Source organism: Paludibaculum fermentans, assembly GCF_015277775.1.
Lineage (GTDB): Bacteria > Acidobacteriota > Terriglobia > Bryobacterales > Bryobacteraceae > Paludibaculum > Paludibaculum fermentans.
Genome location: NZ_CP063849.1, coordinates 6,564,798 through 6,581,929 on the forward strand (window position 1 = coordinate 6,564,798; position 17,132 = coordinate 6,581,929).

The 17,132-nt window shown below is 64.0% G+C and carries 5 protein-coding genes; 2 read left to right on the forward strand and 3 right to left on the reverse strand.

The features are described 5' to 3' along the window. The first annotated feature begins 227 nt into the window (after window positions 1-227). Window positions 228-11,765, forward strand: a complete 11,538-nt coding sequence (locus IRI77_RS25915) for an RCC1 domain-containing protein (RefSeq protein ID WP_194447896.1) — start codon at window positions 228-230, stop codon at window positions 11,763-11,765. 114 nt (window positions 11,766-11,879) lie between these two features. Here IRI77_RS25915 and IRI77_RS25920 read toward each other — a convergent pair whose 3' ends face one another. Then, the gene (locus IRI77_RS25920; protein ID WP_194447897.1) at window positions 11,880-13,481 is read right to left on the reverse strand and encodes a hypothetical protein; all 1,602 of its coding nucleotides are present in this window, start codon (window positions 13,479-13,481) and stop codon (window positions 11,880-11,882) included. 489 nt (window positions 13,482-13,970) lie between these two features. On the opposite strand from IRI77_RS25920, the gene IRI77_RS25925 reads away from it, so the two are divergent. Further along, window positions 13,971-16,361 (forward strand): serine/threonine-protein kinase, encoded by a 2,391-nt coding sequence (locus IRI77_RS25925; RefSeq protein WP_194447898.1) that lies wholly within the window; start codon window positions 13,971-13,973, stop codon window positions 16,359-16,361. On the opposite strand, the gene IRI77_RS25930 is transcribed toward IRI77_RS25925, so the two are convergent. Next, a complete protein-coding gene (locus IRI77_RS25930; protein ID WP_194447899.1) occupies window positions 16,338-16,859 on the reverse strand; it encodes an ECF-type sigma factor in 522 nt (173 codons plus the stop codon). The genes IRI77_RS25925 and IRI77_RS25930 overlap by 24 nt on opposite strands. A gap of 30 nt (window positions 16,860-16,889) precedes the next feature. Then, window positions 16,890-17,096 (reverse strand): hypothetical protein, encoded by a 207-nt coding sequence (locus IRI77_RS25935; RefSeq protein WP_194447900.1) that lies wholly within the window; start codon window positions 17,094-17,096, stop codon window positions 16,890-16,892. Window positions 17,097-17,132 lie beyond the last annotated feature (36 nt).

Sequence of the window (17,132 nt, forward strand, 5' to 3'; positions counted from 1 at the left end):
CAAATATATCGCAAACCCCTGTGACTCCCGTTCAGAAGCCACGGATCTGGAGATGGTTGCGATAGAGAACGCGCTATCGACACCGTTGAGCAGCGGCACGCCGGCCATGCGGAATGGCAGACTTAGCCTCATTCGGGGGCTTGCAGGCGCCCCAGAGAAACGAGAGACTGGCTCTTGTTGATGTCGTCGAAAATCAGGTAAACATGCCGTTTTATCGTAAATTGTTCATGCTTTCAGTGATCAACCTGTCCTGGCAGGCGGCGTCAATGGAGGCGGCGCCCCAGAAGGTAGCCGCGTCAGCAATCAGCTTCGAGCAAAACGTGGGACAGATGAGCAGCCAAGCCCGCTTCGCGGTGCGAGGGGCATCCGAAGCGCTGTTCCTGGCGGCGGGAGAGGCAGTTTATGTGCGGGGGCCGCGCCTGACGGCCGCTCCCCCCGCGCGCAAGGCGATGGTGTCGGGAGAACGGCCGGATCTCACCCAGATTCTGGCCGCGGGCGTCCCGTCCAAGCCCGGGGCAGCCACTGCCAGAGCGGACGATTCCGACCCGGCTGTGGTGCGGATGCAATTTGCCGGCTCGCAGGCGGCGCCCATCGTGGGGCGCGAGGCGCTGCCGACTACGGGCAACTGGTTTTACGGCAACGACAAATCGCGCTGGCGAGCCAATATCCCGCGTTTCGGACGAGTACGCTACGAGGGTCTGTATCCGGGCATTGACCTGGAGTTTCGTGGAGACGACGAGCGGCTGGAGTACGATTTCGTGCTTGGGCCGAATGCCGATCCCGATCGGATCCGGTTGCGCTTCCAGGGGGCGCGGTCGCAGCGAATCAATGCCGAAGGAGACCTGGTGCTGGAGACGCATCAGGGGCCGCTGGTGCATCGCAAACCGGTGCTGTACCAGACAACGGCCACGGGGCGAAGGCAGGTGGACGGCCAATTCGCGCTGCTCGCTTCGGGCGAGGTGGCTTTCCGGGTGGGCGACTACGACCGAAGCCGGGCGTTGGTGATCGATCCCGTGGTGTACAACACCCGACTGGGCGGCGCCAGCGCCGGGGCCGACTATGGGACGAGCGCCCCCTCGCATGTGACCTGGTATACGCCGCGCTACACGGCTGTGGACTCCTCGGGCAAAGTTTATGTCATCGGCTACACCACTGCCTGGGATTTTCCGGTAGTGAACGGGCCCCGCGTCACTCCCACGGGTGGGCTGTACCTGGCGAAATTCGACCCGGCGCTTTCTGGCCCTGCCTCGCTGCTGTACTCGGCCGTGCTGGGTCCTGTGTTACCCGACTTTTTCACAGGGCGGCATCAGCCGTTTCTGGCAGCGGACGATACGGGCAATGCCTATGTGACCTTCGCGGCAAAATCGGGCTTTCCCATCGTGGGCGGCTTCGACTCGAGCGCGGGCGGCCTGGAGGCGGCGTTGGTGCGCGTGGACACGACCAAGAGCGGAATGCAGTCACTTGCGTACTCGACCTACATCGGCGGATCGAGAGACGACACGGTGTGGGGCATGGATCTCGACGCAGCCGGAAACGTGTATGTCTCCGGGCACACCTCCAGTTGGGACCTGCCCGTCACGCAGAACGCTTACGACATGACTTGCGGCACGAATGGCACTTGCGATGTGGCGTTGACGCCGACCAACACGGACGCGTTCTTCATGAAAATCAACACGCGGCTGAGCGGGCAAAGCAGCCTGGTGTACGGTAGCTTTTTCGGCGGGTCGCTGTTCGAAGTCCAGCCAACCATCAAGGTGAGCAAGTCAGGCCTGGTGTACCTGGTGGGACACACTCAGTCGGCTGATCTGCCCACCCGAAATGCGTACGATACAAATTGCGGCGTCTCCAACTGCAACGGAGGCAAGTCCGGGGATATCTTCATCGCCAAGTTCGACCTCTCCGTGGCGGGCTCCAACGGGCTGCTTTATTCGACCTACTTCGGCGGCGATGGGACTATCGATGGGCACGATCCGTTTACTTCCGGCCGGAGCTGGACAGGAGCCGAGTATGCGATCGCTATCGCGGTGGACGAGACTGGGAATCTCTTCCTGTACGGGATCTCGTTCCCCGACTCGCTGGGCAACTTCCCCTTGAAACTGCCTTTCAACGCTAAATCGCACTGGTCTGACTTCTTCTTCGCCCGCTTCGACACGACGCTCTCGGGCGAGTCCTCGCTGGTCTTCAGCACCTATGTGATGGGACAAACGTTAACTGCCTTCGGTTTCGGTGAGATGGCACGAGACGCCGAGGGCATGGTGTATCTTACGGGTCTCTCCGATGACGCAACCACGCCGACCGCGAACGGGGCGCAGACCGCGCCGCGAGGGGCAGGCGACGCGTTCCTGGTGAAGCTGGACCCCTACGCTACGGGACCGGCGGCGTTGAAATACTCCAGTTATCTGGGTGGGAGCGGATCTGAGTTGACGTTTGGTGTGGAAGCGTTGGGCGCGGGCGTGGCTGTTGTCGCAGGCACGACGGATTCGGCCGATTTCCCGATGGTGAAGGCCTCGCAGTCCTTCGGAGGAGGGACGGACCTGTTCCTGGCACGCTTCGACACCACCAAGTCCGGAGCGGCATCCCTGCTCGAAGCCACTGCCATCGGAGGGGAATCGGACGAAGGGGTTCAGCTTTGGGGTGGATTCTTCTCTGTCTCCCTGGCCACGGACGCCGCCGGGAACGCATACATCCATTCCTGGACCGACTCGTCGGCGTACCCAGCAACCTCAAATGCGTGGCAAACCGGCCAGAATCCTGATTCGGCGGGCCAGGACCAGTTCCAGGAGTATCTGGTGACGGCTGTGCTGGCAAAGCTCGCTCCGCGCAATTCGAGCTGCGAATACAAAGTGAGCCCGGGCTCCCGCCTGATTCCGTACGCGGGCGGCCACGTTTCGTTCAGCGTCGAGACTTCGGCAGGGTGCCCATGGACGGCCTCGACGAATGCCTCTTTTCTGAGCTTTCCCTCCACCAACGTATTTAACGGCCCCGGCACGGTGGAGGTGCAAGTGGCTCCTTACGCCCGGACCGATTACCCGCGGCTGGGCTTTCTGACCATCGCCGGCAAGGTGGTCTCCATGGAGCAGAGTAACGCGCCATGCACCCCAGCGTTGTTGACTACGAACTATATGGAGTTTCCAGTGGGAGGTGGTGCCGCGCTCGTCCAGTGGAGTGGGGACTGTCCGGCTTCCCCGTCCCGAATTGAATCCTGGATCGACAAAGACTATTCCGCCACCACGGCGAACAGCCAGAAATTCACGGTGGCCTCTAACAGCTACGGGCCGGCGGGATTTGTGCGGCAGGGCCGGATCAAGCTGAACGAGCAGGATCTGGTGATCCGACAGGCCGGTCCGTCCTGCCCTAAGTATCTGGCCAATGGCTTAGTTTTGAAGGTGGGTGCGGCCGGCGTTCTCAATTTCCCTACACCAGGAAGCACGTCCGCGGCGTGCCCGATCACATTCTCCAGCTCCGCGCCGTGGATTGGGCTGACAGCCGGGATCACCGTGGCCGGTGGGGGGAACCATACGCTGCTGACGGTGCAACCGAACCCGGGTACGGCGACGAGAACGGGTCAGATCACTGTCTTCGACCAAGTGTATAACGTGGAACAGTCGGGCACGGGCTGCACCTACACGGTGACGCCGTCCCCGCTGGCGCTGAGCGCGACGGACACGGTGGGGACACTGACGGTGAATACGGCGACCGGGTGTCACTGGACGGCCACATCACTGGCTCCCTGGCTCCGAACCTCCGCTTACGGCGCAGCGGGTTCCGGACCGGGCACCTTCCAGGTTTATCCCAATTACAACCAGACGCGGAACTTGAGGATGGGCACCGTCTCGGTGGCCGGCACCGCGGTGACGGTGAACCAGGCCGGGTTGAGCTGCGACTACACGGTCACACCGGCTGAGGTGACCATTCCCTATCGGATGAGCGCGAGTAATTCTGCGCAGGCGGTGCCCATCACCGTCACCACAGCGGCGGGCTGCCTGTGGGCGGGAGAGTCCAGCGCGGACTGGGCGCCGTTCGGCGATGCGGCCACCAGCTACAGCACCACTGGCGTCAAGGGTGGTTCGGGTTCAGTGAGCCTGTGGATCGATCTGAATCCGGGGCCGCCGCGCCGGAGCGCCACGGTCACAGTGGCGGGCAAGACGGTGACGGTGACGCAGGAGGCCGATCCGAAGTGCACAGCCGTGCAGTTGCAGCAGCCGGCGATTACGATCGGGTCGGAGGTAACTGCCTGGGAGTCCAGTGCCGACGTCACCGGCGTGTGCACGCTATTGATCAGCACGGCGAGCCCATGGCTTTCCGTGGCTAACCGGTTCGTCTCGGCGGACGGCGGGTATGGCCCCGCCGCGGTGGGGCTTACAGCGGCTCGCAATCCCGGTGCGGCGCGCACGGCCACGGTACAAGTGTCCGACCAAGTGCTCACCGTGACGCAGGAGGCCGCTGGCACTACCCCGTCGGTGACCTTCACCAGTTCCGTGGCGGGCCTGCCGTTCATGATCGACGGTGTACGGGTGGTGGCGCCGGCTGTGTTCAATTGGAGTCCCGGCACGTCCCACATTGCGGATCCGCCCGTCTTCTTCCAGGCCGACGCCTCGGCGCGTAGCCGCTACACCTTTGCCACCTGGAAGGAGGGCTCGCTGCGCGTGATGAATCTCACTGCGCCCTCCGCATCGCGCACCTTCACGGCCGTCTATTCAGCCGAGCATCTGCTGAAGGTCTCCTACAATCCGCCCGAGGCGTGCAACCATGCCGCACCGGCCGATATGTGGCGCGCAGCGGGCAGTTCGGCCTATGGGGAATGCGACGACGTGGTGGCGCCCTATATGTTGCAGTCGGCGGTGGTGGATTCCGTGCCCGGCGGCAGCACGTTGATGACCGGGCCCCACACTATTCAATACAACTATGTCAAGGGAGTCACGGTGACGGTGAACACCGCCCCGGCGGGCCTGCAGATCTACCTGTCCGACGACGAGGAGTCAATCTGGAGCACGCCGTTTGTCCACCGAATGCTGCCCGGGGCCACGCTGCCCATTGGCATCGCCGTGATGCAGCCGGGCCAGAAGGGCATGCGTTACCGCTTCCTGTCGTGGAGCGACGGCGGAGCGATCAGCCACGTGGTGACGGTACCGGCGACGCCTGGTAGCTCGTTCCAAGTCACCGCGCAAATGGAGGCACAGGCGCAACTGATACTGACGCCCTATCCGGCCTCGGGCGGGACGTTGAAGGCCGAGCCTGCTTCGGCGGACGGCTACTACGTGGCCGGCACGCCGGTGAGTGTTACCGCCACTCCGGCCGCGGGGCAGAACTTCATGGGCTTCTCAGGAGGGCTGCAAGGATTGGCCAACCCCCAGACCGTTACCGTGACCGTTCCGGCTTATGTGGGAGCGACTTTCGGGAGTGGCTGCTGGACTACGGTTTCTCCAACCGCGGTGGATGCCGGGCCCTTGGGCGGCGGGCAAACACTGAACGTAGAGGCGCCGGCCGGGTGCCCGTGGACGGTGCAGGCAGGCGCTGGGTGGTTTGGCATCGCAGGAGTGACATCGGGAAGCGGCCCGATGATGCTGACGGCGACCGTGGCCGCCAACTCCGGTGGAGCGCGTCAGGGCGTGTTAAAAATCGGCTCAGTCGATGTGCCGGTGAGGCAGCAAGCAGCCTACCAGATCCGCACTGTGGCCGGGGGCGGACCGGCCCAACTGCCGAAACTGACGACGGCCACTGGAAACACCCCGGTGGTTGCTCCCGACGGGGCGGTGTTCCTTTCGGAAACCTTGCCGTACAAAGGCGCGAGAGTGCTGCGCGTCTCGGCGGCGGGCCTGGTGAGCGTCTACGCCGGCAATGGCACTTCTGACGATAGCGGTGACGGAGGACCGGCCCTACTGGCTGGAATTCATACGATTCAGAACATGGCGGTAGATCGCGCCGGCAATCTCTATTTGAGCGAGTGGACGTCCTACAGAATCAGGAGGATCGACGCCGGCACCGGCATCATCACCACCGTGGCGGGGAACGGATTACAGAACGGCCTTTCGACGGATGGAACACCGGCAGTGGCCGCGGCCGTCCTTCCCACTGCAATTGCCGTTGATGCAAGTGGGGTGCTGCATTTTGTGGACCGAGGTTCTCGAGTCCGCAAGATCGAGCCGGTGGGCGGCACGTTGATGACGGTGGCCGGCAGCGCGCAGTCCGGATTTGGGGGAGACCAAGGCCCAGCCAGCGCTGCACTGTTCAGCAACATCTACGGGCTGGCGTTCGCCCCGAATGGAGACCTGTATCTCAGCGATTCGGGCAACCACCGGGTGCGCAGGATCCGGGCGGTGGATGGCATGGTGCAGACGGTCGCCGGATCGGCCGTTGTGGGCGCCTTTGCCGGAGAGAACGGGCCGGCAACCAGCGCCATCCTGAAGTTGCCCTACGGCATCGCCCTCGATGGCGGCGGACACTTGATCTTCTCTGATATGGACGCCAATCGCATTCTGCGTGTGGACGCCGTCAGCGGCACGCTGACAAGGGTGGCCGGCACGGGCGCGACGGGCACGACTACCAATGGCGGGCAGGCGACTGAAACGCCCTTCTCGAGCCCGTCCCGAATTGCCCTCCTGGGCAACAGCCTGATTGTGGACGGCTATCCCCAGACCCATTCCGTCGACCTCGGCACAGGCCTGGTGAGCGGCTTCGCCGGGCAGACCACGGCTTCCTTCACCGCCACCAGCGAGGCCACCAGGGCGGATCTGGCCGTCGGCCCAATGGCTTACGATCCAGCCGCCGGCGCGCTCTACCTGCTCTCCCACTACCAAGTGCTGCGGCTGAATCTGGCGACTGGAGCCCTGGAGCCTTACGCCGGCACGGGTGTGAGCACTTACAGCAAGGCGCAGGGACCCGCTCTGTCGCTGCCACTGTACCAGCCTGTCAGCCTGGCCGTGGACGGATCAGGAAACCTCTACATCGCCGACGGCAACCAGGTAAGGAAAGTGGACGGCGCCACCCGGGTGATTTCGAGCTTTGCCGGCGCTTCGGGGCTGTACTGCGGCGGAGTGTATCCACAAATGCTCACCGCTGGTGACGGTGGACCGGCGGCCAACGCCGGCTTCTGTGCTGTGAGTTCGCTGGCCTACGATGGAGCCGGCAGCCTGTATATCTCGGACCTCTACAGGATCAGGAAGGTGGACCTGAACACCGGCATCATCACGGCGTTCGCGGGAGCGGGCTACATTTCCGGCGCCTGGAACGTGCTGCGCACCGACATCTACTTCCAGGGGATACCGAGACCGATTGCCGCGGATAGCACCGGTGGGGTCTATTTCCTGGACCGGACCTGGATGCCTTCCTGCCAGGCGGGCGTCTACCGGATCGACCCGGCCACCAGCAAGAGCAGTTGTTACGTGAGCGCGTTGAAGTTCGTACCCGCGGCGCCGACCACTTTTGCGCTGGGCACCGATGGCTCCATCGCCCTATTCGGCAGCAATGTGGTGTTGCGCGCCAGCGGTCCGCAGGCCGATGTCGCCGGCATCGCGGGCCAGGAGGGCTCGCCCGGCTTGGGCGGCCAGAGCGGGCCGGCCTCAGAGGCCCTTTTCGGCGGTACCGCCACGCTGTCTCCCGGTCCTGGAGGCACGTTCTTCGTGGCCGACAGCGACAATGGGCGCATCCGGCAACTGTCGCCGGTCGCGGACGGCATGAAGGTGCATCACGTGGAAACGGCTCCGACGGGGCTGTGGATCACGGTGGATGGAGCGACTTATGCGGGCAGCCAGTCGTTTGTCTGGCAGGATGGCAGCACGCACACACTTACGGTGGAAGCAGCGCAGGAAGGATCCTCCACTGCCTATTCATTCAAAAGTTGGAGTGACGGAGGGGGCAGTTCTCACTCGATCACTGCCGCGAGCACCGCCACAACCTACACGGCCTCCTTCAAGACACGCTACCGCGTGGAGGGAAGCGCCATTCCAGCGGCATCCGGAACCGTGACACTGACCCCCGCCTCCATCGATGGTTATTACGATTCCGGGTCGAACGTGCGGTTCCAGGCCAATCCCGCCAGTGCCCAAGCCGCGTTTCAAAGCTGGGGCGGATCCCTGAGCGGTACCGCAAATCCGGTGTTGGCGACAGTCGTCGCGCCGTTGAGTGGAGTGGCGAGTTTTACCACCGCGACCACCGGTTACACGATCAGTGGAAATGCCGGCGTGGCGGGGGCGTCCATCACGCTGACCGGCAGCAAAAGCGCCACCACGCTGGCTGACGCGGCCGGCCGGTTCACATTCCAGAATCTGCCAGCAGGGGGGAGCTACACGGTCACTCCTTCATTAGCCAAGTACACCTTCACTCCGTCAATTTCGACGAGGACCAATCTCCAGAGCAACCAGACCGTTAACTTCACGGCTTTTTCGTCCGGAAGCCCGGTGCAGGCCTCGGCCATGGCCCGCTTGAATTGGAGCCTGAAGCTGAATGTGGATGGCACGTTATGGTCCTGGGGGGCCAACCTCGAAGGTGAACTGGGAGACGGGACCTTGCGGTCGCGCAGCCTGCCCGCACAGGTGAGCGGGCTTACTTCCGTCGTGACAGCGGCGACGGGGTCGAACCACGGCTTAGCTGCCAGGAGCGATGGCACGGCATGGGCGTGGGGCCTAAACAGCAGTGGTCAACTAGGGGACGGCAGCGTTCAACTCCGTCCCAGCCCGGTGCAAGTTACCGGCATCACCGGCGTCATCGGGTTGAGCGGCGGCGCCCGGCACAGTCTTGCGGTCAAGTCCGATGGCACGGTATGGGCTTGGGGCAGCAACACCTATGGGCAATTGGGCGATGGCGGCACGACAAACCGCACGGCTCCAGTGAAGGTTATAGGATTGTCGGGGATCGCAGCCGTTGCAGCGGGAGACTACTTCAGCCTGGCTTTGAAGAGCGATGGCTCCGTCTGGTCTTGGGGCTACAACAATAACGGGCAGTTGGGCGACGGCACGACAACGACGCGCCTGGCGCCAGTGCAGGTTCCCGGGCTATCGGAGATCCTGGCGCTGCGAGGAGGCAGTTCATCCGCATATGCCTTGAGATCCGATGGCAGCGTCTGGTCCTGGGGCGACAACAACTACGCCCAATTGGGGGACGCAATCGGAACCCAGAGGAGTTCTCCGGCGGTCGTGAGCGGGGTCTCCAGCGTTGTGGGCATAGGGGCCGGCAGCTACTCCTGTTTGGCGGTGAAGAGTGACGGAACTGTCTGGGCCTGGGGCATGAATGACTACGGTCAGTTGGGGATTGCGCCTACCAGCAATAGCCCAGTGCCGTTGCAGGTTGCCGGCGTCAGCGGTGCGGTCGCCGTGGCCGCCGGACTCGCTCACGGGCTGGCCCTGAGGTCTGACGGTTCCGTGATGGCTTGGGGTTATGGCGGTTACGGCGAGTTGGGCAATGGCGCCGCGATCCTGCAAGCCGTGCCGTTCGCATCGCCCCTGATCTCCAATGTGGCCCGCGTTGCACTTGGCAGCAGTCATGCAGCGGCGGCCAGGGCGGACGGCACTGTATGGACCTGGGGTGGAAATGAGTATGGTCAGCTCGGCGATGGTACGATGCTGCCCCACGCCGCCCCGGCGGCCGTCAGCGGCATCAGCGGGTTCAGCCACGTTGCCTCGGGCAATGCACACGTACTTGCGCTGAAGATTGACGGCACGGTTTGGGCGTGGGGTTATGGAGGCATGGGCGCGCTGGGCAACGGAGCCACGGCAAATGTCACTGCTCCCATTCAGGTGCAAGGAATAACAGGGGCGATTGCGATTGCCGCCGGGTATCACTTTAGCCTTGCGCTGAAGAGTGACGGGACGGTGTGGGCCTGGGGCTCGAATGGGGTGGGCCAACTCGGCGACGGCAGCACAACAGATAGAACCACGCCCATCCGGGTGAGCGGACTTTCCGGAATTGTGAGTATCGCCGCCGGCCTATCCCACGGGCTCGCGGCAAAGGGCGATGGAACGGTGTGGGCGTGGGGTAGCAACGATTACGCACAGCTTGGCGATGGCTCCACCACCGGACGGAAGCTGCCTGTTCAAGTCATGGGGCTGACAGGAATCAGCCGTGTCGCTTCGAGCTACTCCGCCAACTCTTCGTACGCCGTGAAGAGTGACGGCACTGTATGGGCTTGGGGTGATAACGCACTTGGGCAGTTGGGCAATGGAGCCTCTGGCGTGGGCGTGGCGACGCCGGTCCAGGTAGCCGGCCTAGCGGGCATCTCAGCCGTGGCGGCGGGCTCGTCTCATGTATTGGCGCTTAAGAGTTACGGAACCGTGTGGGCATGGGGGCACAACGCCCACGGCCAACTGGGAGACGGCACCACAACCGACAGGACCACACCCGCACAGATTGGCGGACTCTCCGGGATTGTGTCGGTTGCTGCCGGATCCGACCAGAGCGTGGCCGTGAAAGCGGATGGGACTCTCTGGGGCTGGGGGGCGACTGGCTATGGTCAACTCGGCACCGGAGTCTCGATGTTGAGGCCGACCCCCGGGCCGCTGACCGCGCCCCTGCCGATGGACTTGGCCATCGCAGTGACAGCCGGCGGGATGTTCAGTGTAGGGAGCCAGGTTACGTTCAACCTGGCTGTTACGAATTTCGGGGGCCTGCCTTCGACCGGAGCTGTGACGGTTTCGGACCAGTTGCCGGCGGGGCTCACCTACGTTTCGGCTACGGGCGCAGGGTGGACGTGTGGGGCGGCCGGCCAAGCGGTGACATGCACGAGCTCGAATCCCATCTTCCCGTCGATGACCAGCACAATCGTGGTTACCGTAAACGTGACCGGGGCGGCGCATCCTTCCACTTCCAATACAGCGAGCGTGGCGGTGGCGGGCGACGCAAACGCGGCGAACAACTCAGCAACGGTGGTGTTGACGGCGCCAATTACAGCGGCAGTCGGTGTCGCGCCATCCGCCGGCACGGGTGCGCAGCAGGTGTTCAAAGCGACCTTCACTGGCGCCAAGGGCTATCAAAGCCTGAAGTGGGTGCAGGTGCTGTTCGCAACGGCTCCGGACGGGGGCGGACAGCCCTTCTGTTTCCTGCACTACGATGTGACCGGGAACGGATTCTGGCTGTACTCCGACGTGCTGGGATTCTTCGTGGGGCCGATCGTCCCCGGCATGACCTCAGCGGTGCTGCAAGGCGCACATTGCGCGCTCAACACCGCTGGATCCTCAGCCGCTGGGAACGGCGCGACCCTGGAACTCAACCTCGCCGTTGTGTTCAAGGCGGCAGCGAACCGCAATGTTTACCTGCGGGCCTTCGACGCCGACAACTTCGACACCAACACGGTTCAGCGCGGGACGTGGACCCAGGCCGCGGCGCCGCTGGTCGTGCCGGTGGTGACACCCGGAAGCGGAGCCGGGTCCAATCCAACATTCAATCTACGGTTCCCTGACCCGCAGGGGTTCGGGGGAGCCGCGCTGGGCTGGGAGGAATTCCTGGTCGCGGCCGCAACGGATGGAGGTGGACAGCCGTTCTGCTTTGTTCACTACGACCGTGCCGGCAACGGGCTCTGGATGTACTCCTCCGACGTTGGATTCTTCACAGGACCGGTTACGCCCGGGGTGGCGTCGAGTGTATTGAGCAGTTCCGCCTGCTCAGTGAACACGGCGGGTACGACGGTACAGAATTCGGCCGGCAACCTCGTGCTCAACGTGCCGGTGACCCTGAAGCCGCCAATGAGCGGGGCGAAGTTCACCTATATGAGAACGCAGGACGCACTGAACAGAGATACAGGCTGGCTCCAGAAGGGGACCTGGGCCATTCCATAGGTCATTGGTCCTGGGGCTGCGCAGTCTGCCATACGCGAGCGGCGGGGTGGCGGCCGTGTCGCAGAACTTAGCGCAAATGGATTGGGCGTGTGTCCGCAGGCCATGCAAGCAGAGTCACTGTCCCACCGCCAGCTTGTTCCCCAGCGGCGTGAAGGCACCCTGAAAGCTGCATAGCAGCGCATGGTCTCCCGCCGGTGCGCTGGCCGGGATGCGCATGTCCATCACTGTCAGGCCAGGACTGATGAGCGCCGGAGTCACCCGGATGGTGTACTCCCCAAAGAAACATGACGCGGGTCTCAGGTACGTCCCTACCTGCTTCGCTGACCCCTCCGTCAACGCCTCAGTCGGCAGCCCAAACCCCGTAGCCCACAGCCGCACCGTCTCGCCCGGCTTCGCCGGAGTCGTGCACCCGGAAGGGCATAGCTCTCGTGAGCCCACCAGGCTTCCGTCAAGGCGCGTCGCCACCACGTCGCCCCGCGCACTGAACAACGCCAGCGACGGAGCCAGCGACTCCTTTGTCACGAAATACGGCCAGCTCGTCAGGGTGCCGTTCGTCACCGTCAGCGGAAGCGTCGCCGCAGAATTGTCAAGAGTGGTGAGCACATCGATCTGGTCCTGGCCGCACTCCGGTGTCGTGGCCACGCTGCACATCGACCACACGTAGAGCGGCCGGAAGTTCAGGTTCACGCTCACGTTGCCCAGTTTCACCGGCATCGACCCGGCGGCGATCTCAGGCGAATCCACCCAGGTGAGGCCGCCCGCCTGCGTTGTCGCCGGTACCAGATTCTCGCCCCTGATCTGCAGCCATGCGTTGGTGCCTACGCGGTCCGGGCGGCCCACCATTTCCACACTGGTGATCACGGGTGCGTTCTTCGGCGGTGTCGTGGGCTGCACGACCCGGCCACTCACCACCCACTGATAGCCCCCGCCCGCTGTCTCGGTGACATTGATTGTCAGGTAACCGGTGGCGTGAGCGAACGCTCCGCCCGCTCCGGTCAGGTTCGTCCCCACCTGGGCCGGTGCTTTGGCGCCCACAAAGGCTGCGGTCGTGTTGAAGCTATCCTTGTCGTTGAGAACCCAGGTAGCGGCGTATTGTTGCAGGTCAGTCGAATCGCGCCACCGTGTCAGGTTCACAGTGACGTTCCCGAACGGAGCGAAGGTTCCAGTGCCCGTCAGCCGGTTCCCGTTCCTGAACTTGGCGGCCGGCACCTGCAGGTTGGAGTTCTTCAACTGGATGGTCCGGACGTTGCCGCCGGCCGAGATGTCCAGGCCGGCCGTCAGGGTCCAGTTCTCTGTCCCCGAATCCTGGCTCAGGCGGACCTGCGCCGTGCCCCGCGCGTCCTGGTAGGCGCCTGTACCGCCTGTTATCACGGCTGGTCCGGCATATTGCAGCGGCGTCAACTCCGCCGAATCGAACTGAAACACCAACCGGTCCTGCCGGTTGAACGCCATTGTCACCGTCCCGCGTCCCGGTCCCGAACCCGTCCCCACCGTGCCGCGCGGCGCGCTGGTGAACTGCGAGATATCCATTTGGAGCGAGACTGTGCCCAGTTGTTCCACCCGCCCGGCCCCGACGTAGGTTCGCGGAGCCTCCTCCGGACCAGCCGGAGCCGCGAAGTCGATCGTCCCCGAAACATCCGTGAGCTTTGTCTGCCCCTGCGCCGCAATGCCCACAACTGCGGCGAAGACCAAAACTGTCCTTCGCTCGAACCTCATTCGCCTCCGCACTGTCCTACTCCGAGCCGTCCCCGATGCGCCCGATCCTGTCTGTAAACCGGCCGTTGAACCTGCCGCCGTTCATGGATCCGCAGATGAGGCTGTCCGCCCCTACCCGTGCCCCCAGCGCACGACAGCAGCCGCAGAATGTAACGAACCGCACAGATCAGGAATGGGCTCCTCGAGTTGAGATGAATTCTAGCATTCCGGCGCCCGCCCGGATTTCCCGAGTGATGTCTTTGGGGCCCGAAGATAGCTGCAGTGCCCTGGTTCGCCGCTGGCGCGCATGCTCACCGGCCGAGGGCTCCTTCATGACGAGCGGTTGTCGATGGACATCCCCCATTGGTATCGGAGCGGCGGGCTGCGTGTAACAACCGTGACGCGCATCGCCATGTGGGAGCGGTGGAGGAAGGCGACGCGCGTGTGTCCTTCTCCAGGAAATTTTGTTGCCGGGAATGAGCCGCATCGCTGGCCCAAGAGGTGGTGTGTATGGATAATTGCATAATCACCATGAATCGCGAATCCTCCTGGGATGAAGTAGAAGCGATCTTCGCTGCGGCATTGGAGCGACCGGACACAGAACGGGAGGCATTCCTCGCCGACCGTTGCGGGGCAGACTCTGACACCGCATCCGCGGTGCGGAAGTTGTTGAAGGCCCGGGACCGGATGGGCGACTTTCTGCAGGCGCCGATGCTGGACTTCCGCGGCCAGCTCTTTGGCGCATACCGGGCGATCGAGGAGATCGGCCGCGGCGGCATGAGCGTAGTTTACCGGGGCGAGAGGGCCGATGGGCATTTTGAGAAGCCGACGGCGATCAAGGTGCTGCTCGTTCAAGCCACCTCCGCGCCGGAGACGAGGATTCTGGCCTCGCTGGAACACCCGCACATCGCCCGGTTGCTGGATGCCGGGATCACGGCGATTGGGTTCCGCTACCTGGTGATGGAACTGGTGCATGGGGTCCCGCTCACCGAGTACCAGGGGGCGGCCACCGTGGCTGAGAAGCTGCGACTGTTCCTGCAGGCCTGCAGCGGCGTGCAGGCCGCCCATCAGGCCCTGATCGTCCACCGCGACCTGAAGCCCGCCAATATCCTGGTGACGGCGGAAGGCACCGTCAAACTGCTCGACTTCGGCATCGGCAAAGTGTTGCAGCCGGCCGCCGAGGAGCAGACGTCGGGGCCGCGCGCTTACACCATGGACTATGCCAGCCCGGAGCAGATTCTCGGGTATCCGGCCAGCACCACCAACGATGTTTATTCCTTGGGCGTGCTGCTCTGCGAACTGGTGGGGGGACGGCTGCCGCGCCAGTTGTCTGAGTTGCCGTTGGACGAGGCCTTGCGCCGGCTGAAGGATGAAAACCCGCCGCTGCCACTAGAGGGAGACCTGGCGTTGATTGCAAGGAAAGCAATGCGCGCCGAGCCTGCCGAAAGGTATGAGTCGGCTGGGGCGCTGGCGCGCGATGTGGAGCGGTATCTGCAAGGACAGCCGGTGGAAGCCCGGGCCGCCACATGGAGCTACCGGGCCGGCAAGTTCGTCAAACGGCACCGCTACGCCGTGGCCGGGGTGAGCCTGACGCTTGTGTCGCTGGGCGCAAGCACAGCCTACGCGCTACGTCAGGCGGAATTGGCGGAGACGCGATTTGAACAGGTCCGCAGCCTGTCACGCTCAGTGCTGTTTGACTTGCACGATGCCGTGAGCCCCCTGCCCGGTTCACTGGCAGCGCGCAAGCAGATTGTGGACAGCAGCCTGAAGTACCTGGACGCGCTCGCCAGCGACGGCAGCGCCAAGGAGGATGTCCAACTCGATGTGGCCCGGGGCTACCTGAGGCTCTCGGATATCGAGGGCAAGGATCTGGGCGGCTTCAGCCTGGGGCGCTCGGCCGAGGCTTCACTTCACGCGCAGAAAGCGGTGGAGATCGCCCGCCGGGCGGTGGCGCAGCACGGCGCCAGCATCCAGGCCCGCGCCGTGTTGGTGGATGCGCTGGATTTCTCCACCACGGCATTCCTGCTCAGAGGGGAGGCGGAAAAGGCCATTCCCCTGGCGGAGGAGGGCGTCCGGCAAGCCGAGCATCTTCTGGCCGCGGCGCCACAGTGGGTGGAAGCCCAGTTGAGGCTGGCGACGGCGACCAAGCAACTGGCCAACGCCTATCAACGAGGCGGCAAGAAGGAGCAGGCTGTCGCACTGTTCCGCCGTTCGATTGAGATGCGGAAGCGGCTGCTGGATGACGCACCAAATGATCTCCACCGGATGCAGCGCTACGGCGAGGCGAACAACTGGCTGGCGGCTGCGCTGTTTGAGGGCAAGGACTATGCAGGGGCCGAGGTAGCCGTCCGGGAGGCACTGCGGATGAGTGAGCAGCTCGCTTCGAAGGATCGCAGGCAATACGGAGCCAATCTGTCGAGCGATGCCCTGCTGTTGTCGAATCTGCACCTCCGGGCAAAACGGTACGGAGAGGCTGTGGAACTGATGAAGCGTGTCCTGGCCATCCGGGAGGAGGTTGCCGCGGCGGAGCCGAACAGCGTCCTGGCGGCTATGCGGGTGGCTGCGGCCTTTGACCGGATCCAGAACGCCTACCGCAAATGGGGGCGCCTCCCCGAGGCCCTGGAAGCGGGCGAGACGGCGCTGAGCAGGGTGCGAAAGATCCGCGAGATCGATCCAGCCAACGCGTCCGCCAACCAGGAACTGGTCTACGCCATGGTCGACCTGGCGCTGACCCGGAAAGCCGCGGGCCAGGAGCAGAAAGCCTGCGAGCTGGCGCAGGAGGCGCTCCGTTTCATGAAGACGCCGCCCAAGGGCATGAGCTCGTCGGTGGGCGCCAGCGTGAAGGAAGCGGAGAAGATTGCGGAGAAGTGCGGCGGATCACTCGCCAGGGGTAAGCGTTGAGGACAGCCGGGCGAACAGCCAGGTGCGGGCAAACTCCCAATCGCGTTTGACTGTGGCCAGGGACACTTCAAGCACCTCGGCAACCTCCTGCAATTCCAAGCCGCCGAAGAAACGCATTTCCACGACCCTGGCTTTGCGCTCGTCGTGCAGGGCCAATTCCCGCAGGGCGCGATCGATGTCGATGACGCGATCAAGGGCCATGGAGCCGTCGGGGCCGCTGAATTCTTCATCGCCGCTGAGGGAGAGCTGATCGCCACCGCCCCGGCGTTCAGCCATGCGGGCGCGGACGGCGTCGATGAGCAACATGCGCATGGTGCGGGACGCGAGGGCCAGGAAGTGGGTGCGGCTTTTCCACTCTTTACTGGAGAGGCGCAGCCAGGCCTCATGCACGAGTTGCGTGGCCTGCAGGCTGGGACGGCGGACGGAACGGCTGAGATGGACAACGGCGATCTGGCGCAGTTCGGAGTAAACCACGTCGATGTCGGACTGCTCGGACATCCTCCTATTATGCGCAGGGCGAACGACGGGCTACGGGCCCCGCCTGATAATCCGCAACGGCGCTTCGAGGAAGACGCCCATCCGTTGGTGAGCGTCCAGCATACGAAGGAGTTCCTGAAGAATCTCCGGCTCCTGTGCGCTGCGCTCAGCCACGAAAACGGACCGAGCCTCCTCCGGTTGCTCCAGCGCCTGGGCGAAAAGTATTTCGACGCGATGCCAGGTTTCATCAGAGTGCATGGCCCGGTCCTTTGCGGATTCTCCCCGCCGGAGACG